The 21,088-nt window shown below is 60.6% G+C and carries 21 protein-coding genes; 14 read left to right on the forward strand and 7 right to left on the reverse strand.

Annotated elements, in window-relative coordinates:
* Nucleotides 1-203: 203 nt before the first annotated feature.
* The 3 genes from DYL59_RS19675 to DYL59_RS19685 form a co-directional block, all read right to left on the reverse strand.
* Nucleotides 204-794 carry a GNAT family N-acetyltransferase gene (locus DYL59_RS19675; RefSeq protein WP_135290650.1) on the reverse strand — a complete coding sequence of 197 codons (591 nt, stop codon included), beginning with the start codon at nucleotides 792-794 and terminating at the stop codon, nucleotides 204-206.
* Entirely contained in the window at nucleotides 791-1,135 is a 345-nt protein-coding gene (locus DYL59_RS19680; protein WP_135290651.1) for an FKBP-type peptidyl-prolyl cis-trans isomerase, read from the reverse strand. The genes DYL59_RS19675 and DYL59_RS19680 overlap by 4 nt, the downstream gene beginning before the upstream one ends.
* Nucleotides 1,136-1,211: 76 nt before the next feature.
* Nucleotides 1,212-1,463 carry a hypothetical protein gene (locus DYL59_RS19685; protein WP_135290652.1) on the reverse strand — a complete coding sequence of 84 codons (252 nt, stop codon included), beginning with the start codon at nucleotides 1,461-1,463 and terminating at the stop codon, nucleotides 1,212-1,214.
* A gap of 191 nt (nucleotides 1,464-1,654) precedes the next feature.
* Between DYL59_RS19685 and DYL59_RS19690 the strand changes: the two genes are divergently transcribed.
* Nucleotides 1,655-3,145 carry a PAS domain S-box protein gene (locus DYL59_RS19690; RefSeq protein ID WP_135290653.1) on the forward strand — a complete coding sequence of 497 codons (1,491 nt, stop codon included), beginning with the start codon at nucleotides 1,655-1,657 and terminating at the stop codon, nucleotides 3,143-3,145.
* 109 nt (nucleotides 3,146-3,254) lie between these two features.
* Nucleotides 3,255-3,527 carry a DUF1652 domain-containing protein gene (locus tag DYL59_RS19695; RefSeq protein ID WP_135290654.1) on the forward strand — a complete coding sequence of 91 codons (273 nt, stop codon included), beginning with the start codon at nucleotides 3,255-3,257 and terminating at the stop codon, nucleotides 3,525-3,527.
* Here the strand turns inward: DYL59_RS19695 and DYL59_RS19700 are convergent.
* Both DYL59_RS19700 and DYL59_RS19705 read right to left on the reverse strand, forming a co-directional pair.
* Nucleotides 3,490-4,683 carry an MFS transporter gene (locus tag DYL59_RS19700; RefSeq protein ID WP_135290655.1) on the reverse strand — a complete coding sequence of 398 codons (1,194 nt, stop codon included), beginning with the start codon at nucleotides 4,681-4,683 and terminating at the stop codon, nucleotides 3,490-3,492. The genes DYL59_RS19695 and DYL59_RS19700 overlap by 38 nt on opposite strands.
* Before the next feature lie 75 nt (nucleotides 4,684-4,758).
* Nucleotides 4,759-5,067 (reverse strand): RcnB family protein, encoded by a 309-nt coding sequence (locus DYL59_RS19705; protein WP_135290656.1) that lies wholly within the window; start codon nucleotides 5,065-5,067, stop codon nucleotides 4,759-4,761.
* 166 nt (nucleotides 5,068-5,233) lie between these two features.
* On the opposite strand from DYL59_RS19705, the gene DYL59_RS19710 reads away from it, so the two are divergent.
* From DYL59_RS19710 to DYL59_RS19720, 3 genes are read left to right on the forward strand one after another with little or no spacing between them, the layout of a single operon-like run.
* Nucleotides 5,234-5,791 carry a helix-turn-helix domain-containing protein gene (locus DYL59_RS19710; protein WP_135290657.1) on the forward strand — a complete coding sequence of 186 codons (558 nt, stop codon included), beginning with the start codon at nucleotides 5,234-5,236 and terminating at the stop codon, nucleotides 5,789-5,791.
* Nucleotides 5,792-5,802: 11 nt separating this feature from the next.
* Complete coding sequence (locus tag DYL59_RS19715; RefSeq protein WP_135290658.1) at nucleotides 5,803-7,149, forward strand: glutamine synthetase family protein; 1,347 nt, start codon at nucleotides 5,803-5,805, stop codon at nucleotides 7,147-7,149.
* Between the two features lie 19 nt (nucleotides 7,150-7,168).
* On the forward strand, nucleotides 7,169-8,266 hold the full coding sequence (locus DYL59_RS19720) for a DNA alkylation repair protein (RefSeq protein ID WP_135290659.1): 1,098 nt from the start codon (nucleotides 7,169-7,171) through the stop codon (nucleotides 8,264-8,266).
* A gap of 122 nt (nucleotides 8,267-8,388) precedes the next feature.
* Here DYL59_RS19720 and DYL59_RS19730 read toward each other — a convergent pair whose 3' ends face one another.
* Nucleotides 8,389-9,297: a LysR family transcriptional regulator gene (locus DYL59_RS19730; protein ID WP_135290660.1), complete on the reverse strand. Its 909-nt coding sequence runs from the start codon at nucleotides 9,295-9,297 to the stop codon at nucleotides 8,389-8,391.
* A gap of 131 nt (nucleotides 9,298-9,428) precedes the next feature.
* Here DYL59_RS19730 and DYL59_RS19735 point away from each other — a divergent pair, with 131 nt between their 5' ends.
* The 6 genes from DYL59_RS19735 (at nucleotide 9,429) to DYL59_RS19765 (ending at nucleotide 17,257) form a co-directional block, all read left to right on the forward strand.
* A complete protein-coding gene (locus DYL59_RS19735) occupies nucleotides 9,429-11,096 on the forward strand; it encodes a GMC family oxidoreductase (protein ID WP_135290661.1) in 1,668 nt (555 codons plus the stop codon).
* 115 nt (nucleotides 11,097-11,211) lie between these two features.
* Nucleotides 11,212-12,837 (forward strand): MFS transporter, encoded by a 1,626-nt coding sequence (locus tag DYL59_RS19740; protein WP_135290662.1) that lies wholly within the window; start codon nucleotides 11,212-11,214, stop codon nucleotides 12,835-12,837.
* A gap of 223 nt (nucleotides 12,838-13,060) precedes the next feature.
* Complete coding sequence (locus tag DYL59_RS19745) at nucleotides 13,061-15,001, forward strand: DNA topoisomerase III (RefSeq protein WP_135290663.1); 1,941 nt, start codon at nucleotides 13,061-13,063, stop codon at nucleotides 14,999-15,001.
* 130 nt (nucleotides 15,002-15,131) lie between these two features.
* Nucleotides 15,132-15,572 (forward strand): CBS domain-containing protein, encoded by a 441-nt coding sequence (locus tag DYL59_RS19750; protein WP_135290664.1) that lies wholly within the window; start codon nucleotides 15,132-15,134, stop codon nucleotides 15,570-15,572.
* Nucleotides 15,573-15,580: 8 nt separating this feature from the next.
* Nucleotides 15,581-16,426: an NAD-dependent protein deacetylase gene (locus DYL59_RS19755; protein WP_135290665.1), complete on the forward strand. Its 846-nt coding sequence runs from the start codon at nucleotides 15,581-15,583 to the stop codon at nucleotides 16,424-16,426.
* Between the two features lie 501 nt (nucleotides 16,427-16,927).
* Nucleotides 16,928-17,257 carry a hypothetical protein gene (locus DYL59_RS19765; RefSeq protein WP_122488242.1) on the forward strand — a complete coding sequence of 110 codons (330 nt, stop codon included), beginning with the start codon at nucleotides 16,928-16,930 and terminating at the stop codon, nucleotides 17,255-17,257.
* A gap of 59 nt (nucleotides 17,258-17,316) precedes the next feature.
* Here the strand turns inward: DYL59_RS19765 and DYL59_RS19770 are convergent, their stop codons facing one another.
* Nucleotides 17,317-18,219 carry a LysR family transcriptional regulator gene (locus DYL59_RS19770; protein ID WP_135290667.1) on the reverse strand — a complete coding sequence of 301 codons (903 nt, stop codon included), beginning with the start codon at nucleotides 18,217-18,219 and terminating at the stop codon, nucleotides 17,317-17,319.
* A 133-nt stretch (nucleotides 18,220-18,352) separates the two neighbouring features.
* Between DYL59_RS19770 and DYL59_RS19775 the strand changes: the two genes are divergently transcribed.
* Genes DYL59_RS19775 through DYL59_RS19785 form a run of 3 tightly spaced genes read left to right on the forward strand, consistent with a single transcriptional unit; the run spans nucleotide 18,353 to nucleotide 20,939 of the window.
* Nucleotides 18,353-19,051 carry a CoA transferase subunit A gene (locus DYL59_RS19775; RefSeq protein WP_010211319.1) on the forward strand — a complete coding sequence of 233 codons (699 nt, stop codon included), beginning with the start codon at nucleotides 18,353-18,355 and terminating at the stop codon, nucleotides 19,049-19,051.
* A gap of 35 nt (nucleotides 19,052-19,086) precedes the next feature.
* Nucleotides 19,087-19,746 (forward strand): CoA transferase subunit B, encoded by a 660-nt coding sequence (locus DYL59_RS19780; protein WP_065872325.1) that lies wholly within the window; start codon nucleotides 19,087-19,089, stop codon nucleotides 19,744-19,746.
* A gap of 11 nt (nucleotides 19,747-19,757) precedes the next feature.
* The gene (locus tag DYL59_RS19785; protein WP_135290668.1) at nucleotides 19,758-20,939 is read left to right on the forward strand and encodes an acetyl-CoA C-acetyltransferase; all 1,182 of its coding nucleotides are present in this window, start codon (nucleotides 19,758-19,760) and stop codon (nucleotides 20,937-20,939) included.
* Nucleotides 20,940-21,088 lie beyond the last annotated feature (149 nt).

Here is a 21,088-nt window from a genome sequence, read left to right on the forward strand (position 1 = left end):
GTAAACCGTAGGAAAGTTTACGCATGGAGAATGAGAGGATTCTTCAGGATGGGTTCAGGAAGCCATTTTCCTGAGCACGGCGCAGATCAAAAATTGGGGAGGGGGGTTGCCCTCGATGGCGTTGGGTCAGTGACCCCATCGGTGGCAGACACATCGCCATCGGGAGCAAGCCCCCTCCCACAGAGTTCGGTAAACATCTGCGACTACGGGGCGCCCGGCCGGTCCCTTGCCACCAGCGCCAGGTAATCCTCAACTTGCCCGCCCACCAGTGCCTTGATCTGGATCGATACACGGTTTATCTGCCGCCCCATGGTGATCCCTTCACGCGTGCGCACCTGCACATACCCATGCTTGTGCCAGAAACGTTCGCCCTTGGCATTGCCGACCACAACCGTCAACCGCAGCCATCGGGCACCGTTTTCGACAGCCCAGGTTTCAAGGTTCGCATACAGATGCTGCGCAAACCCCGAGCCATGCAAGCGAGAGTCGACCAGCAACAGACCGATGTGCCACACACCCACCGCCAACATATCCGCCGCAATGTTCACCACGGCGACCAATTGGTCTTGAGCATCGCGATAACCCAGCCAATACATCCGTCGGCAGTGCCACCCGGCTGGTAGCTGGCCCCGCAATTCCTCACTCGCCTCATTGGGCGCAGCAGGCTCGCCATTCACCGCGATGAAATACTCGGGCGCCTGCTCAAAAAACCGCTGCAGTTCGACCTCATCGCCAGGGTCTAACTCGACGACACAAAAGCCCCCCCTGGAACAATCCGGCAACCCCACAATCAATCATCCCGCGTCAGCACTTCCAACAACTCAATCTCAAAACGCAGAGGGCTGTTGGGTTTGATGTGCGCGCCCATCGAACGTTCGCCGTACGCCAGGTGCGCCGGTACGAACAGCGTGCGCACGCCGCCCACCCGCATGCCCATCAGCCCCTGGTCCCAGCCCTTGATAACGCGGCCTGTGCCGATCACGCATTGGAACGGCTTGCCCCGTTCCCAGGATGAGTCGAACACGGTGCCATCTTCCAGGGTGCCGGTGTATTGGGTGGTGATCAGCGCGCCCTTGACCACGGCTTTACCTTCGCCCAGGCGGATGTCGGTGATCTGGAGTTCGTCGTTGCCCATGAGAGTTCCCGTTGAATGCGCAAAGGCTGGGGTTTTCTCAGAAGCGTGCAGATTTGGCAAGTGCCCCGCAATCAACTCACGGATCCAAACTCGTCAACAGGGTCTTGGAAGCGGGAAGCAGACCCAACTCTTGCAGCACATCATTTAGCGCACCGATAGACCCCAGGTCCTCTGGGCTGGCACTGCCATTGACGACGTTTTTCAACATATTCAAAAACGCCACTCTGCCCGTATCAACCCTGTCGGACTTCGTCAGCTTTGGCGAAATACGTTGCTGGGCATTATCAATTTCCCCGGTGAGATAGGTACTGAATTCGGACTTTTTCATGATCAGGCTCCTTCTGAAAAAGCCAGCCTACAAAGATCGCTACGCCGCGCCTACTGTCAGAGTTCACAGGTAGGCCCGGCCTCCCTCGATAGCGCCTGCTTTGTGTATCTGCACTATCCTGCCCCCAGGGTGTCGTACTCCCATACCCCCAAACCGCCTACAGTCACCGGGGTGTCAACTTCGGAGAACCCATGACCCAAGACATTCTTGCCAAGGAAACCAACCGCCGCCAACTGCAGCAGATCATCTCCGGGCTGTCCGACGGGGTGATCCTGGCCGAGGTCGATCAAACGATCCTGTGGGCCAATGAAGCCGCGCTGGCCATGCATGGGGTGGGCGATGTGATGGGGCTGGGGGCCAATGGGCAACAGTACGCCGAGCGTTTCGCCCTGCGTTATCGCAACAATCATCCGGTACTGCCGGAAAACTACCCCCTGGCCCGTGCAGCGCTGGGCGATGAATTCAGCGATGTGGTGGTGGAAGTCACGCCCGTGGCCGACAAGGACAAAACCTGGGTGCACCGCTTGCGCAGCCTGGTGATCACCGACGCCAAGGGCGAACCGGAACTGCTGGTGCTAATCCTCAGCGACGCCACCGAATGGGCCAGTGCCGAGCAGCGCTTCGAAAAAACCTTCAACGCCAACCCCGCCCCCGCCGTGATCTGCCGGTTGAGCGACCTGCGTTACATCAAGGTCAATCAGGGCTTTTTGGAGATGACCGGCTACAACCGCGACCAGGTCATCGGCAAATCCGTGTATGAGCTGGATGTATTGGAGCAGGCCGAACGCAAGGACTTGGCCATCCAGCGCCTGGGTGAAGGCGCCACCATCCCCCAGATGCAGGCCGAACTGCGACTGCCGGGGGGCGGCAGCAAGTTGGTGATCGTCGCCGGCCAGCCGTTGGACATGAACGAAGAAGACTGCATGCTCTTCTCCTTCATGGACCTGGAGCCACGGCGCAAGGCCGAAATTGCCCTGCGCCAGAGCGAGGAGCGCTTTGCCAAGTCGTTTCGACTCACCCCCGTACCCACCCTGGTGTGCAGCGCCGCCAACCGGCAGGTGGTGGATATCAACGAAGCGTTCATGAGCATCACTGGCTATATCAGCGAAGAGCTGATCGGCAAATCCATCGAAGACATCGACTTTATCGACAACCCATCGGCGGGCGCACAGTTGTTCGCCACCCTGGAAAAAGCCGGCAACCTCGACGGTCAGGACCTCAAGGTGCGCAAGAAGGGCAATGAAGTGATCGACTGCGTCGTCTCCGCCGACACCGTGATCATCCAGGACGTGCCCTGCTACCTGCTGGTGATGATGAACATCACCGAACGCAAACGCTCGGAGCTGGAGTTGGTGGCCGCCATCGAGGAAGTGATGCAGGACGCCTCCTGGTTCAGCCAGACCCTGATCGAAAAACTGGCCAATGCCAAGAGTGTCAACAGCCCCAACCTGCCGACCGTGGCCTTTACCGACCTCACCGCCCGTGAGCGCGATGTACTGGGCTTGATTTGCGAAGGGCTGGCCGACAAGGAGATCGCGTCGCGGCTGAAACTGGCGCCCAACACCGTGCGCAATCATGTGGCCACGGTGTACTCCAAACTGGGGGTGCACAGCCGCAGCGCCGCCATCGTCTGGGCCCGTGAACGCGGGTTGTTTGCCGGTGAACTGCGCCTCAAGCCATAAGCGCCGCCAGTGCAAATGCACTAGTGCGGCTAGTGCGAATTCGCCTTATGGCTCAAAGGGCCGGTGATTAACCTTCAAGGGTCCAAACTTATGCCCTGAAGGAACTCGCATGTTTACCCTCTCGCAACTGCGAAACTGCATCGAAGAAGGCCTGTCGCCGCTGACGTGTGAGTTCACCCTGTGCCGGGATGCATCCCTGACCCTCAAGGTCTTCGACGCGCAAACCGGCCGGGTGGACTTGGTCGTCACGGGGATCAGCACCAACCGGCTGCAGACCCCGCAAGAAGTGGAAAAGATGGTGGAAGAGTTGCGCTACGAACTGCAAAGCAACAACGTCGGCAAGCTCACGCTGGAGGGCTGGCCTTCAACGACGCCCCGATGAAATAAAACACTCCGCCCCCCACGATAAACGCCCCCAACATATAGAACATGTAATGGGCCGGTAGGCTGGCCAACACCAGGCCACACAATACCGGCCCCAGGGCAGCGCCCAGGTTGGACAGGTTCTGCGCGCCGTAATACATGCCGCGCAGGTGGTCTGGCGCGATACGGTCGATAAACATGTACTCGGCCGGGAACACGATGATCTCCCCGACGGTGAACACCGCCATTGCCAGCACCCACCACAGCACGCTGGTGGACAAGGCAAAACCGACCAAGCCGAGCATGAACATGCCCAGGCCTGCGATCAGCCACTGGCCCAGGTAGCGGTGCGAGATCCGCCGCCCTATCAGGTACTGCAAGGCAATCACCAGCACGGCATTGGTGGTCAGCACCGCACTGACCACGGTGTAGGTGTATTCGGCCGTCGTGGTCGTCACCAGGTATTGCGACAACCAGGCCGTGAACTGGCCGAACACCACGGCACTGAGCACCCCGCCAAGGGTGAAGCACACCAGGCGCCGGTCCCTGAGCAATACGCGTCCCACCGCCAGGAACGGCACCGGTTTTTGCGTGGCATCGGCAGTGGCCAGGGTTCGGTCACCCCAGCGCCAGTACAGCAGGAAAAAACCCAACCCCAATAGCGCCGACAGAATGAACGGCAGACTGATATCCAACTTGGCCACCATGGCCCCAAAAAACGGGCCAACGGCGTAGCCGATATTGGTCAGGGTGTACTTGATGGAGAACACTTCGCTGCGCGCATCCTCGGGCAGCAGGCTGGCAAAACCGGCCTTCACCGCGATATCGATCACGGCATAGGCCAGGTTGATCAAGATCAGGCAGCTGTAGAACGCCCAGATATTCTGGGCCAGCACGGTACCGATAAAGCCCAGCGCAAACAGCACTGTCAGGCCGAGCAGCAGCCGGTAACTGTTGATGCGATCCACCAGAAAGCCGCCGTATACGCTGAGCAGCGAACCGACAATCAGGGAGCTGCCAATCACCAGGCCGACCTGGGTGATGTCCAGGGCAAAGTGGCGGGTGAGGTAGATAACCAGGTAGGGAAACGTGATGGCCTTGGCCAGCGTCAGTAACAACGTGGCGGACAGCAACAGGTTCACGGTGCGGGGGTAGTTTCTTATTGTGGCAAGCATCCTGCTCTCTTTTTTAAGGTAACGCGGCCCTTTCAGCCGGCTACCTTAACTCAGGAGCAGGGAGACAACGCAAGGTCATTTCTTGACGGGCGTGATCTCAAGAATGGTGCCGTTGGTGGTCTTGAGCAGTACGAACTTATCGCCGACCCGTGCCCACTGGCTGTCAGCTTCGGGTTGCTTGAGGCCGCGTTTTTTCCAGTCACTGACGGCCGATTCCTTGCGCATCAGGATATCCGGGGCACGGTCGCCCTCTTTCAAGTCACGGGTATTGATGTTGGAAGGCTGCACGGTTTCCTGCGGGGTATCACCGGCCTGCACGACGAAGCTGGCGGTGGACAGGCTAGTGGCGACCAGCAGGCAGGCGATCAGGGATTTGGATTTCATGGGTGCTCCTTCAATGAATAATGCGTACCCAGGTTCGGACCGCTGGCGCCCCCAATCATTCAACCCAATACCTTGTGGCGGGGGTATGGAGCAACTGCTGAAATCCGCGATTGCTGGCGTGAAATATTTGATGTATTTTTTCATGAAATTATTCGACATAAATTTCATGACCCCACAAGAAGAACTCGACACCCTCGCCGCATTGATCCACGACCTGCGCAAACACAAGAAGCTCACCCTCGCCCAACTCGCCCAGAAAATCGAGCGGTCGGTGGGTTTCCTGTCCCAGGTCGAGCGTGGCCTGTCGCGCCCAACCGTGGCGGACCTGACCGCCATCAGCCACGCCCTCGACGTGCCCACCACGTACTTTTACAGCCAGCCCAAGCCCAAGGCGGTGGACTGGATCACCCGGCCCAACGAGCGGCGTACGGTGTACTACGCCAACGGCATCACCGACATCCTCGTGTCACCGAGCATGAACGGTGCCTTTTCGATGCTCGACAGCCTGTTGGCCCCCGGCGCCAACAGCGGTGAGCACACCATGAGCGACCGCGCCGAACAGGCCGGTTTTGTGCTGGAGGGCGAGCTGACGTTGTGGGTGGAAGGCGAGGCCGACTCGGTCACCCTTATGCCCGGCGACAGCTTCCACCTGGCCAGCTTCGCCCATTGCCGCTACGCCAACCTGACCGCCCTGCCCGCCCGCGTGCTGTGGGTTTACAACTAGGAGCTGCACCCGTGAAAAGCCATTCCTCCACGTTGCTGGCCGAAGTACGGACCTTTCGCCAGAACCACCCCGACGTGCGTTACGTTGACTTGATCGCACTGGACATTCCCGGGCATTTCTACGGCAAGCGCTACCCGGTGGAGATGCTGGAAAAAGTCGCCGCCGGCAGCCCGTTGAAGCTGCCGCAGAACGCGGTGCTGCTGGGGGTTCAGGGTGGCTTGTTCAAGATTGGCGACTACTGCTTCAACGACGGCGACCCGGATGCCAACCGCCGCCTGGTGCCGGGCACGCTCAAGCCGGTGAACTGGGAGTCGCAGCCTCTGGGGCAGATGTTGATCACCTCTGACGGCACCGAAGCGCCCATCGAATTCGAACCCCGTGAAGTCCTGGCCAAGGTGCTGGAGCGCCTGCACCACAAGGGCATTCATCCGGTGGTGGCGTTTGAGTTGGAGTTTTACCTGTTTGATAAAAAACTCGAAAACGGCCTGCCGCAATTTGCCCGCGATCCGCTGAGCGGTGATGCCGACGACCAGCCCAACCTGCACATCGAACGCCTGTCCCGTTTCAGCGAAGTGCTGGACGATATGGCGCAAACCGCCAAGGACCAGGGCATCGATATCACGGTGATCACCGCCGAAATCGGCCCCGGCCAGTTCGAGATCAATTTCGGCCACCTCGACGACGGCCTGCGTGCCGCCGACTGGGCTGCCCTGTTCTGCCGCAGCACCCGAGGCGTGGCGCTCAAGCATGGCTACCGCGCCAGCTTCATGGCCAAGCCCTACCTGCAATACCCCGGCAGCGGCATGCACGTCCATGTCAGCCTGTATGACGGCGCGGGCAACAACCTGCTGGCGGCGCACCAGCAACAACCGCTGCGCCACGCCGTGGCCGGCTGCCTGGAATTGCTGCCCCACTGCATGCCGATCTTTTCGCCCAACCACAACGCCTTCCGTCGCCTGGGCGGTACGGTCAACGCGGCAACCCGCGCCAGTTGGGGGTTTGAGGACCGTGACGCGTGCGTGCGCATCCCCGAGTCCGACCCACGCAACCTGCGTATTGAACACCGCCTGGCCAGTGCCGATGCCAACCCTTACTTGGTGCTGGCGGCTATCCTCGTGGGCTTGGAGCACGGCCTTGAAGCCAAGCGCGAGCCCATCGCCCCACTGAACGAGGACCGCAACAGCGGCACCGATTTCCCCGTGGAAATGCTCGACGCGGTGCGCGCCATGCAGCATCAACCGGTATTGCGCGATAAGCTGGGCGCCGAATTTATCGACGTGTACTGCGAGAACAAACGCCAGGACCATCTGGCCTTCCAGCAAGAGATTCATGCGCGGGAATATCGCTGGTTTCTCTAACCCTCCAATGGAAACACCGATGACAGACCAAAGCGCCCCGGCCCTCAAGGAAATATTCAACGTTGAACGCCTGCAACACATCGCCGCCGAGATGACAGCGGTGTACCCGACGTTCGACGCCAAAGGCTTCCTCAAGCACGCCCAGGCCGGGCTGGCGCAGTTGTCGGTGATGCAGCGCATGGCGCGGGTCAGCGAGAGCCTGCATGCCGTAATTGCGCTGGACTACCCGCAAACCCTCAAGCGGCTTTATGCCCTGGCGCCGCGCTTGAACAGCGGGTTTGTGAGCCTGTTTCTGCCGCACTTCGTTGCCAGCTACGGCCAGGGGGATTTCAAGCGATCCATGGATGCGCTCAAGTACTTCACCACCTTTGGCTCCGCCGAGTTCGGTATCCGCCACTTTCTGCTGCACGACTGCCAGCGCACCCTGGCGGTGATGCAGACCTGGTCACTGGATGACAACGAACACGTACGCCGCCTGGCCAGTGAAGGCTCCCGACCGCGCCTGCCCTGGTCGTTTCGCCTGGGCGAGATCCAGGCCAACCCCGAGCTGTGTGCGTCGATCCTCGACAACCTCAAGGCCGACCCCAGCCTGTACGTGCGCAAGTCGGTGGCCAACCACCTCAACGACATCACCAAGGACCACCCGGATTGGGTGCTCACCCTGATCGAAGGCTGGTCCCTGGATAACCCCCACACCGCCTGGATCGCCCGCCATGCCCTGCGCAGCCTGATCAAGCAAGGCAACACCCGCGCGCTGACGATCATGGGCGCCGGGGCCAGGGCCGAGGTGAAACTGCATGGGTTGAGTGTGACACCTGCGGTGATCAACCTGGGGCAGCGGATCGAGCTGTCATTCAGCCTGGAATCCACCGCCAGCACTGCGCAGAAGCTGGTGGTGGATTACGCCATCGACTATGTGAAAAGTGCCGGGCACAGCGCCAAGAAGGTGTTCAAGCTCAAGGCGTTTACCCTCGGTGCTGGCGAACACCACCGCCTCAAGCGCGAGCAGCACATTCGCGAGTTGACCACCCGCAAGCACTACCCGGGGCGGCATGTGGTGCATGTGTTGGTCAACGGAGAAAAACTCGGTAGTGCCGAATTCGAACTGCGCGCCTGACACGATCCACTGCCGCTACACAGATCCAATGTGGGAGCGGGCTTGCTCGCGAAAGCGGTGGTTCAGTCAATACACATTGCGACTGACACGCCGCATTCCCGAGCAAGCCCGCTCCCACAGTTTCAATTCGGTTTCGTCAGCGCAATCTCGCCCAGCAACAACCCCTGCTCCCGCGCGCACAACTCCACCACGTAATCCCACAACACCCGCAGCCTGACCGACTTGTGCAACTCCCGGCGCGAGCTGATCCAGTAACTGCGCTGGATGCCCTCCCCTGGCAGCAACGCCACCAAGTCCGGATCGCCAGCCGCCATAAAGCACGGCAACACCGCGATCCCCAGCCCCGAGCGTGCCGCCTGGTGCTGGGCGATCACGCTGGTGCTGTGGAACACCACCTTGGGGTTGCGGCAGAAGCTGCTGAGAAACTTCAGCTCCTGGCTGAACAGCAAGTCGTCCACGTAATCGATCCATGAGTGCACGGCAAGGTCTTCGCGCCGTTCAATCGGCGGGTTGCGCGCCAGGTAGGCGCGGCTGGCATAGAGGGCCAGGCGGTAGTCGGTGAGTTTGCGCGTGACCAGTTGATCGACGCTGGGGCGCTCAAGGTGAATGCTGATTTCCGCCTCGCGGTTGAGGATGCTCACAAAGCGCGGCACTGCCACTAGCTCCACTTCCAGCCCAGGGTAGCGCTCGAACAGCCCACCCATGCGACTGGCAAGGAACATCACGCCCAGGCCTTCGGCCACGCCGAGACGGATCTTGCCCAGGGGCGCGGCCGAATGGGTCAATTCGTCTTCGGCCAGCAGCGCGACGTTTTCCATGGCCTCGGCATGCTTGAGCAGGGCTTCACCGGCAGGTGTCAGTTCGTACCCTTGGGCGTGCTGCACAAACAACGCCGTGCCCAAGCTCTTTTCGATGGCCTCGATATGCCGGGCGACGGTGGCGTGGGTGGTTTTCAGGCGTTGCGCAGCGGTGAGCAGGCGGCCGCTGCGCTGCAACTCCAGAAAGTAGCGCAGGTCATTCCAATCGAACATGACACTTCCCTATGTTTATGCCTGAAGCCGTGCTGTTTAAAAACGCACAGCAGCTGGGTAAAAACTAACATTTTTAAGACGAAAACTAACAACTAGGATGGATGCAATAAGAAAAACAAGCGAGACCTCAAATGCCCATTGCAACTGCTGAGTACGATTACATCGTCGTAGGCGCCGGCCCCGCGGGCTGCTTGCTGGCCAATCGTCTGTCCGCCAACCCCGCCCACCGCGTCCTGCTGCTCGAAGCCGGTGGCCGCGACAATTACCCCTGGATCCATATCCCCGTCGGCTACCTGTTCTGCATCGGTAACCCACGCACCGACTGGTGCTTTAAGACCGAAGCCCAGCAAGGCCTGCAAGGGCGCGCATTGAGTTATCCACGGGGCAAAGTGCTGGGCGGCTGCTCATCCATCAACGGCATGATCTACATGCGCGGCCAGGCCCGGGACTACGACGGCTGGGCGGCAGAAGGCAACGAAGGCTGGGCGTGGAAGGACGTGCTGCCCCTGTTCAAGCAGAGCGAAAACCATTTTGCCGGCGGTTCCGAATCCCATGGCAATGGCGGCGAGTGGCGCGTCGAGCAACAGCGCCTGCACTGGCCGATCCTCGATGCGTTTCGCGATGCAGCGGCGCAAAGCGGTATCGCCAACATCAACGATTTCAACCAAGGCGATAACGAAGGCTGCGGCTACTTCCAGGTCAACCAAAAGGCCGGCGTGCGCTGGAATGCCGCCAAGGCATTTCTCAAACCGATCCGCCAACGCCCCAACCTCACGGTGCTGACCGATGTGGAAGTGGATCGCGTGGTACTGGAAAACGGCCGCGCCTCACAGGTCGTGGCGCGCCAGCACGGCCAGTCACTGAGCTGGAAGGCGCGCAAGGAAATCGTCCTGTGTGCCGGCTCCGTGGGCTCGCCAGGCATTCTGCAACGTTCGGGGATAGGCCCGTCCAGCGTACTCAAGCCGCTGGGCATCAATGTGCTGCACGAACTGCCTGGCGTGGGCGGCAACCTGCAGGACCACCTGCAATTGCGCTTGATCTACAAGTTGGAAAACGCCCGAACCCTCAACCAGATCGCAGGCACCCTGTGGGGCAAGATGGGCATGGGCCTGCGCTACCTGTATGACCGCAGCGGCCCGCTGTCGATGGCCCCCAGCCAGTTGGGCGCGTTTGCCCGTTCAAGCCCGGAGCAGGCTTCGGCCAACCTTGAATACCATGTGCAGCCGCTGTCCCTGGAGCGCTTCGGCGAGCCGTTGCACGCGTTCCCGGCGTTTACCGCCTCGGTCTGCGACCTGCGCCCGCAAAGCCGTGGACGTGTGGATATTCGCTCGGCCAACCCGGCGGATGCGCCGCTGATCCAGCCCAACTACCTCAGCCATCCGGAGGACCTGCGCGTGGCGGCCGATGCCATTCGCCTGACGCGCCGCATCGTGGCGGCACCGGCCCTGAGCGCGTTCAAGCCAGTGGAGTATCTGCCCGGCGACTCGCTGCAAACCGAAGACCAATTGCACGAAGCCGCCGCCCGCATTGGCACAACGATTTTCCACCCGGTCGGTACCTGCCGCATGGGCAGCGATAAAGACGCGGTGGTCGACGCCCAACTGCGGGTGCATGGCGTGCCCGGTTTGCGCATCGCCGATGCCTCGGTCATGCCGCGCATTACGTCCGGCAATACCTGTTCACCGACGCTGATGATCGCGGAGAAGGCCGCGCAGCTGATCCTTTCGCCGAATACTGTGGGAGCGAGCTTGCTCGCGAAAAACGCAAAGGCGCCGCAATCATCCAGGCATCCCGCGTAATCGTTGACGATTTTCGCGAGCAAGCTCGCTCCTACAAGGAAAGTGTAGAAATAGCGGCGCCGAACCTGGCGCCGACAGTGGAACAACAATAAATAATCACTGTGAGGGCTACCCAATGTCAGAACATGCTCAACCCCTGGGCTCGGCGGTCAACGCCGCCAGCACCAGCAACGACTCGAAAAAGGTCATCTTCGCCTCCTCCCTGGGGACGGTGTTCGAGTGGTATGACTTTTTTCTCTACGGCGCCCTGGCGGCGGTGATCAGCAAGCAGTTCTTTGCCGGGGTCAACGACACCACGGCGTTTATCTTTGCGTTGATGGCCTTTGCGGCCGGCTTTGTGGTGCGACCGTTCGGCGCGCTGGTGTTTGGTCGCCTGGGCGACATGATCGGGCGTAAATACACCTTCCTGGTCACCATCATTTTGATGGGCGTGGCGACCTTCTGCGTCGGGCTGTTGCCGACCTACGCCAGTATCGGCATCGCGGCGCCGATCATCCTGATCGTGCTGCGTATGCTGCAAGGCCTGGCCTTGGGCGGTGAATACGGCGGCGCGGCGACCTACGTGGCCGAGCACGCCCCGGCGGGCAAACGCGGTTTCCACACCAGCTGGATTCAATCTACCGCGACCCTGGGCCTGCTACTGTCGCTGCTGGTGGTGCTGGCTTGCCGCTACTTCACCGGTGACCAGTTTGAAGTGTGGGGCTGGCGCATCCCGTTCCTGTTTTCCATCGTGCTGCTGGGCATCTCGACCTGGATTCGCATGAGCCTGCATGAATCGCCTGCGTTCCTGAAAATGAAAGAGGAAGGCAAGGCCAGCAAGGCGCCGATCCGTGATTCGTTCGGCAAGTGGGAAAACCTCAAGGTGGTACTGATCGCGCTGTTCAGCATCAACGGCGGGCAAGCGGTGACCTTCTACGCAGCGCAGTTCTATGTGCTGTTCTTCCTTACCCAGTTCCTGAAAATGGACCCGGCCCTGGCCAACATGCTGCTGATCATCAGCGTGGTGATTGGCGCACCGTTCTTTATCTTCTTCGGCTGGTTGTCGGACAAGGTGGGGCGTAAACCGGTACTGATGCTCGGCCTGTTGCTGGCCACCGCGCTGTACTTCCCGATCTTCAAGAGCTTGGCGCACTACACCAACCCGGCGATGGACCAGGCCAGCCAACAAGCACCGATCACCGTACTGGCCGACCCGGCCACCTGCACCTTCCAGTTCGACCCGGTGGGCAAGGCGAAATTTGACAGCCCGTGCGACAAGGTCAAGACCTTCCTGGTCAAGCAGGGCCTGCCCTACAGCAGCGCAGCAGCCCCTGCGGGCAGCCCGGTGCAGGTCAGCGTCGGCGAAGTGCGTATCGACGGCTTCGACGAAGCAGCCCTGCGCGGCGCGGTGACCCTGGCCGGTTACCCAAGCTCGGCGGACGTGGCCCAAGTCAATAAAACCATGGTGGTGGTGCTGATCGTGGCGCTGATCCTGATCGCAGCCATGTGCTACGGCCCGCTGGCGGCGTTGATGGTGGAACTGTTCCCCACGCGTATCCGCTACACCTCGATGTCGCTGCCCTACCACATCGGTAACGGCTGGTTTGGCGGGTTCCTGCCGACCGTGTCGTTTGCGTTGGTGGTGTACACCGGCGATATCTTCTATGGCCTGTGGTACCCGGTGGTAGTCACGGGGGTGAGCTTGGTGGTGGGGATGATCTGCCTGAAAGAGACCCGTCACGTAGACATCGATAACAACTGATCGTCCAAACCCTGGAGATCCCTTGTGGGAGGGGGCTTGCCCCCGATAGCGGTGTATCAGTTGAAGCTTTTTTGACTGACACTCTGCAATCGGGAGCAAGCCCCCTCCCACATTTGCTTTGAGGCATCTACATAAATTGCTGTACATCCATACAGATAATGGTTGATCAATGTTCTCCGACTGAGCATCCTGCAAGGCATCAACCCAATCTGATGTGACGACCATGCGGCTGTACCTCTGTGAAAAACCCTCCCAGGCCAAGGACATTGCGGCCGTGCTCGGTGCCACTCGCCGTGGCGACGGCTGCTGGCTGGGCAGTGGGGTTACAGTCACCTGGTGCATCGGCCACCTGCTGGAAACCGCCCCGCCCGACGCCTACGACGAAAAGTACAAGCGCTGGGTATTGGCCGACCTGCCCATCGTCCCGGAAAAATGGAAGATGCGCGTCAAGCCCAAGACCGCCAGCCAGTTCAAGGCCGTCAAGCGCCTGCTGGGGGAAGCCCAGGAACTGGTGATCGCCACCGACGCCGACCGCGAAGGCGAGATGATCGCCCGCGAACTGGTAGAGCATTGCCGCTATCGCGGGCCGATCCAGCGCCTGTGGTTATCGGCGCTGGACGACGCCTCCATCCGCAAGGCCCTGGCCGCCCTCAAGCCCGGCGCCGAAACCTTCAGCCTGTATCACTCGGCCCTGGGCCGCTCCCGCGCCGACTGGCTGATCGGCATGAACATGAGCCGCCTGTTCACCCTGCTCGGGCGCCAATCCGGCTACCAGGGCGTACTGCCGGTGGGCCGGGTACAAACACCCACGCTGCGCCTGGTGGTGGACCGCGACCGCAGCATTGCCGACTTCGTCCCTGTGGCGTACTGGGCCATTGATGTGGACTTGCGCCACGAGCAAATGACCTTCACCGCCCAATGGCGCGCCACCGAGGACGCCTGTGACGACCAGGGCCGCTGCCTCAACCCCCAACTGGCCCGTGATGCCGCCGAGGCCATGAGCAACGCTGCCAGCGCGCGGCTGGTCAAGCTGCGTACCGAACGCATGCGCGAAGTGGCCCCCCTGCCCTTCGACCTGGGCACCCTGCAGGAGATCTGCTCGAAGAAACTCGGCCTCGGCGCCCAGGAAACCCTGGATATTGCCCAGGCTCTCTACGAGACCCACAAGGCCATCACCTACCCGCGCAGCGATTGCGGCTACCTGCCCGTGAGCCAGCACAGTGAAGCGCCGAAGATCCTCGCGGCACTGGGCCGTGCCGATCCTGCGGTGCACGAGCTGATGCCCCATATCGACCCCCTGCGCCGCTCGCGGGCGTGGAACGACGCCAAGGTCAGCGCCCACCACGGCATCATCCCTACCGGCGCGGGCAAGGACGTGAGCCAACTCAGCGGCAAGCACCGTGCGGTCTACACCCTGATTCGTGCGCGTTACCTGGCGCAGTTCCTGCCCAACCATGAATACGACCGCACGCAGGCGGACTTCGACTGCGCGGGCCAAGCGCTGCGCGCGGTGGGCAAAGTGGTGATTGAACCGGGCTGGAAACGCGCCTTGCCCGAAGCCCTGGCGCCGGCCAAGGGCCGTGAAGCTCCGGCACCACAGGCCTTGCCTACGTTGGTACAGGGCCAGGACTATGCGGTGGCCAGGGTCAACCTCAAGGATCTGTGGACCCAACCGCCCAAGCCCTTCACCGAAGGCGACCTGATCAAGGCAATGAAAAACGTCGCCAAGCTGGTGGAAGACCCGTTGCTCAAGCAAAAGCTCAAGGACACCACCGGCATTGGCACCGAAGCCACCCGCGCCGGGATTATCCAGGGCTTGCTCGACCGGGGTTACCTGATGAAGAACGGCAAGGCGCTGTCGGCCACACCGGCGGCGTTCAGCCTGATCGACGCCGTGCCCCGCGCCATTGCCGACCCCGGCACCACGGCCATCTGGGAGCAGGCGCTCGACATGGTGCAAAGTGGGGAAATGAGCCTGGAAGAGTTCGTCGCCAAGCAGGCGGCCTGGATGAGCAAGCAAGTGGCACGCTGCAACGGCATGCGCATGACCATCACCGGCCCGGCGGGGCCAGGGGCCACCCCATGGAAAAAGAAGCGCAAGAGCGCTCCACGCAAGGCCACCAGCAGTCCCAAACGCGCCAAAAAACCGACAAAAACCGGGTAACAATCGAAAAAATCCGGCAAATGACGTTTTTCGACGGGTTTAACGCCGCTTTGGACCTTGCCCCGGCGCAGGCCGTCTAGGATTCTTAAGGGGACCTTGACTACCTAATAACAACACCGGAGTGGCCGCCATGAAAACCGTCGCACAAGTGCTCAAAGCCAAGGATCTTAAAAACCAGGACGTCCACACCATCCAATGGGACCACACCGTGTTCGAAGCACTGGTGCGGATGTCGGAGAAAAACGTCGGGGCCCTGCCGGTGGTCAAGGAGGGGGTGGTGGTAGGCATCATCAGCGAGCGGGATTACGCGCGTAAGCTCATCCTCAAAGGCCTGTCGTCGGTGACCACGCGGGTCGACGAAGTCATGAGCTCGCCGGTGATCACCGTCGATACCCATAAAAAGGTCGATGAGTGCATGAACATCATGACCGACAGCCACCTGCGCCACCTGCCGGTCGTCGAAGACGGACAACTACTGGGGCTGCTGTCCATCGGCGATCTGGTGAAAGAAGCCATTGCCGATCAGGCGGACCTGATCAGGCAGTTGGAGCAATACATTCGCGGCGAATAGGGGAACCCATGCTCGATAGCCTGGAACACCAGGAAGATCACCTCGACACGTTGCACCGGGCCATGGTTGAACGGCGCTTTCTGGTGTTGACCGGTGCGGGGATCAGCACGTCATCGGGCATTCCCGACTATCGCGACAGCGAGGGTGTACGCCGGGGCAAGGCGCCAATGATGTACCAGGAATTCCTCGCCACCCCGCAGGCGCGGCGCCGTTACTGGGCCAGGGCGATGCTGGGGTGGCCAAGGGTGCGCATTGCCCAGCCAAACCGGGCTCACCTGGCACTGGCCGCCTTGCAACAACGCCAGCACATCACCGGGCTGATCACACAAAACGTCGACACCCTGCATGATCAAGCCGGTAGCCATGACGTGATCGAACTGCATGGCAGCCTGCACCGGGTGCTGTGCCTGGATTGCCAGCAGCGCAGCGAGCGCGATGCGATCCAACGGCTGATGGAAGCACAAAATCCTTACCTGGCCGGCGTCGATGCCGTACAGGCCCCCGACGGTGACACCCTGCTCGACCCCGCATTTGAAGAACGCTTCCAGGCGCCCCACTGCCCCCATTGCAATGGCCAACGGCTGAAACCGGATGTGGTGTTTTTTGGCGAGAACGTCGCCCAAGCCACGGCGACCCAGGCGATGGCCGCCGTGCAACAGGCCGAAGGATTGCTGGTGGTGGGGTCATCGCTGATGGCTTATTCGGCGTTTCGGCTGTGCAAGGCAATGGTGGAGCAAGGTAAGCCGGTGATTGCCATCAACCTGGGCAAGACGCGGGGGGATGAGTTGTTGCAGGTGAAGATCGAGGCGTCGTGTGAGACGTTGTTGCCGTTGCTTGCCGAACACCTCAAATAGCAAGCCCGCTCCCACAGGGGTATTGTGTTGAATCAGCTAATTTTTTGCTACGACCCGCAGCTCCAAAAAATGACGCCTGAGTCACATTCTCCCGCATCCTCCCGGCTCCACTGCAATTTATGTAGTGACTAAAAATAATCACTACATAACCGTTGACGTAACCTTTTTGACCTTGCATTATCGAGACGTCTCCCGGATCGGGAGCGTTGGTAACACGCGTTTTGAACAAGCTCGTCTGACCGCCGAGCTGTTTTTCCGGATGTGCACTGCCCACAAGGCAGATTGATGAAGCTGACCGGCCCGCAAGGATCGGTACAAGGAGCTCAAACGCTGCTTGTCTTCGTTATGAAACCATTGCGTAGCAGTTCATCAGCAAGACTACATGCATCAGGTTCAAGACCCTGCCCGTATTCGGCAGACCGTCGCTGACGCCCGGTTTTCGGAACCGGAGACAACTAACTTATCAATTGATAGATCGCCAACTGGTCAAGGGGCTTACACATGAATCTGAACAACCAACCAACTATCGACGAATTGGCTGAGATGTTCGCAGCGCAGAAAGACACACTCGACGACCATATCCTTTGGGTTGGCAAATCGGGCGAAGTCCAAATTGACTGCCTGGCGCCCCATACCGAAGAAGCCGAGTTTGACCGCAATAACCGTGAACTGGCGGCGCGCCTGAAGATGTACCGCCGTGGCCAGGGTTATGTCGGCAAGAAAGCTGCCGCTGATCGCAACTTTATCGAACAAGTATTCGACACACTTAACAATGCCTGGGCGTCGTTCAAAGACAGCTCGCAAGTTAAAGTCGTCGACCGTTACTACTAAGTAACCTGCAACTTATGTGGGCGCTGGACTACCAGCGCCCACTTTTGTTTTAACCCCCTTCAAAACGTTGGAAACCTGCCCTTCTGCGCCTCTTCCCGAAAGATATCAAACAGCACCTGCGCCGCCGCTGACAGTTCATGCCCCGGCTTGGTCAGTACACCAATGGGTCGTTCGATCACGGGATCCTTCAGGGTGATGCAATGGGCGCCCGCCTCTTCCATCTGCCGCGCGCACAGCGCAGGCACGGCGCTGACTCCCAGGCCACTGGCAACCATCTTGCCCACTGTCGCCAATTGATGGCTTTCCAACGCCACCGGCAACTTCAACTGCAACGCGCCCAGGTGTTCCTCCAGCATCACCCGCACCGTGGATGGCCGTTGCAAAGTGATGAACGGCTGCTCCAGCAAGGTTTGCCAATCGATCTCGGTATGCGCCACCAACGGTGAATCACCGGGCACCACGGCGATAAATCGATCCAGGTACAACGGTGTAAACGCCAGCGAACAGCCTTGCGAGGGCTCGAACGCCACGCCCAACTCCACCTGGCGGTCGCTCACCATCTCCAATACCTGTTCGTTGACCATGTCATGCACCGTGACATTCACCTGGGGGTAACGTGCACGGAATATCTTCAAGATCGGCGGCAGCAGGTTGCCGGCAAACGAAGGCATCGCCGCCACCGTCACTCGGCCGCGTTGCAAGGTGAAGCGTTGGCGCAACTCATCCTCGGCATTGTCCCAATCGGCAATCAACCGTCGGGCGAGGGGCAACAGGGATTCCCCCTCAGGCGTCAGGGCGACATTGCGGGTATTGCGGCTGAACAGGCGCCCACCCAGCCCTTCCTCCAGGCCCTTGATGGTCAGGCTCAAGGCCGATTGGGAAAGGTGCAGACGCTCGCAAGCGGCGGCAAAACTCAAGGATTGGGCCACGGCGAGAAACGCCCGCATCTGTTTAACTGTCATGAGGCTACTCCGAGCGGCTGGGCAACTATGCTGTTTTCTAAATCAATCGACCTTAAAAAACAACTTAACAAATCAATCCATCGGCGCAACACTCGGTTCACTGGCTGGACCACACACAATAAAAGAGGTGCATATGGCAGGTTTCGATAAACGCGTGGCGTCCTATGAAGAAGCGCTGGCAGGCCTGGAAGACGGCATGACCGTACTCTCCGGTGGTTTTGGCCTGTGCGGCATTCCAGAAAACCTCATCGCCGAGATCAAGCGCAAAGGCACCCGCGACCTGACGGTGGTTTCCAACAACTGCGGCGTCGACGGTTTCGGCCTGGGCGTGCTGCTGGAAGAAAAGCAGATCAGCAAAGTGATCGCCTCCTACGTCGGTGAAAACGCCCTGTTCGAGAAGCAATTGCTCAGCGGCGAAATCGAAGTGGTGCTGACCCCCCAAGGCACCCTCGCGGAGAAAATGCGCGCCGGCGGTGCCGGCATCCCGGCCTTCTTCACCGCCACCGGTGTCGGCACGCCCGTGGCCGAAGGCAAGGAAACCCGCGAATTCAACGGTCGTCCGTACCTGATGGAAGAATCCATTACCGGCGACTTCGCCATCGTCAAAGGCTGGAAAGCCGACCACTTCGGCAACGTGATCTACCGCCACACCGCCCAGAACTTCAACCCGCTGGCCGCCACCGCCGGCAAGATCACGGTGGTCGAAGTCGAGGAAATCGTCGAACCGGGCGAGCTGGACCCGGCGCAGATCCACACCCCTGGCATCTACGTCGACCGGATCATCTGCGGCACGTTCGAAAAGCGCATCGAACAGCGCACCGTGCGCAAATAATCCGCCTCCAGCCCGAACAATAAGAGGAAACACACATGGCGCTTACCCGCGAACAAATGGCTCAACGCGTCGCCCGCGAAATGCAGGACGGCTTCTACGTCAACCTCGGCATCGGCATCCCGACCCTGGTGGCCAACTACATTCCCGAAGGCATGGAAGTGATGCTGCAGTCGGAAAACGGCCTGCTGGGCATGGGACCGTTTCCGACCGAAGACACCATCGATGCCGACATGATCAACGCCGGCAAACAGACCGTCACCGCACGCATCGGCGCTTCGATCTTCTCCTCCGCCGAGTCGTTCGCGATGATTCGCGGTGGCCACGTCGACCTCACCGTGCTGGGCGCGTTTGAAGTGGACGTACAGGGCAACATCGCTTCGTGGATGATCCCCGGCAAGCTGGTCAAAGGCATGGGCGGCGCCATGGACCTGGTGGCCGGTGCAGAAAACATCATCGTGATCATGACCCACGCCTCCAAGGACGGTGAGTCCAAGTTGCTCAGCCAATGCAGCCTGCCGTTGACCGGCGCCAACTGCATCAAGCGTGTCTTGACCGACCTTGCGTACCTGGAAATCGAAAATGGCGCATTTGTCCTCAAGGAACGCGCACCTGGCGTCAGCGTTGAAGAGATTGTGAGCAAGACCGCCGGTAAACTGATCGTCCCGGACCACGTTCCAGAAATGCACTTCCAGTGAGGACAGATTCCATGCAAGACGTCGTGATTGTTGCTGCCACCCGCACCGCCGTGGGCAGCTTCCAGGGTTCACTGGCCAATATCCCGGCACCGGAACTGGGTGCGGCGGTGATCCGCCGCCTGCTGGAGCAGACCGGCCTGGACCCGGCCCAAGTCGATGAAGTCATCCTTGGCCAGGTACTCACCGCCGGCAGCGGCCAGAACCCGGCCCGCCAGGCCTCGATCCTCGCCGGCCTGCCCCATGCGGTGCCAAGCCTGACCCTCAACAAGGTCTGCGGCTCCGGCCTCAAGGCCCTGCACCTGGGCGCCCAGGCCATCCGTTGCGGTGACGCCGACGTCATCATCGCCGGCGGCATGGAGAACATGAGCCTGGCCCCGTACGTACTGCCCGCTGCGCGCACCGGTTTGCGCATGGGCCATGCCAAGATGATCGACAGCATGATCACCGACGGCCTGTGGGACGCCTTCAACGACTACCACATGGGCATCACCGCCGAGAACCTGGTGGACAAGTACGGCATCAGCCGTGAAGCCCAGGATGCGTTTGCCGCAGCCTCCCAGCAAAAAGCCGCGGCCGCTATCGAAGCCGGGCGTTTTGCAGATGAAATCACCCCGATCCTGATCCCCCAGCGCAAAGGCGACCCTGTGGCCTTCGCCGTGGATGAACAACCTCGCGCCGGCACCACCGCCGAGTCCCTGGCCAAGCTCAAGCCAGCGTTCAAAAAAGACGGCAGCGTCACCGCCGGCAATGCCTCCAGCCTCAACGACGGCGCCGCCGCCGTGCTGCTCATGAGTGCAGACAAGGCCAAGTCCCTCGGCCTGCCGGTGCTGGCCCGCATCGCCAGCTACGCCAATGCTGGGGTGGACCCGGCGATCATGGGTATCGGCCCGGTCTCGGCCACCCGCCGCTGCCTGGACAAAGCCGGCTGGAGCCTGGGCGACCTGGACCTGATCGAAGCCAACGAAGCCTTCGCCGCGCAATCCTTGGCGGTGGGCAAAGAGCTGGAATGGGACGCCGACAAGGTCAACGTCAACGGTGGCGCCATTGCCATCGGCCACCCGATCGGTGCCTCAGGCTGCCGCGTGCTGGTGACCTTGCTGCATGAGATGATCAAGCGTGATGCCAAGAAAGGCCTGGCCACCTTGTGTATCGGTGGCGGCCAAGGCGTAGCGCTGGCCCTCGAACGCAACTGATTAAACGAGCAACATTGAAAAGGCCCGGTTCCACGAAAACCGGGCCTTTTCTTTATGCGTTCTGTCTGAAATGAACACAGTCCAAATGTGGGAGCGGGCTTGCTCGCGAAAGCGGTGTGTCAGCCCCAAATTCATTGACTGACCCACCG

The organism is Pseudomonas kairouanensis, assembly GCF_004682055.1.
Classification (GTDB): Bacteria; Pseudomonadota; Gammaproteobacteria; order Pseudomonadales; family Pseudomonadaceae; genus Aquipseudomonas; species Aquipseudomonas kairouanensis.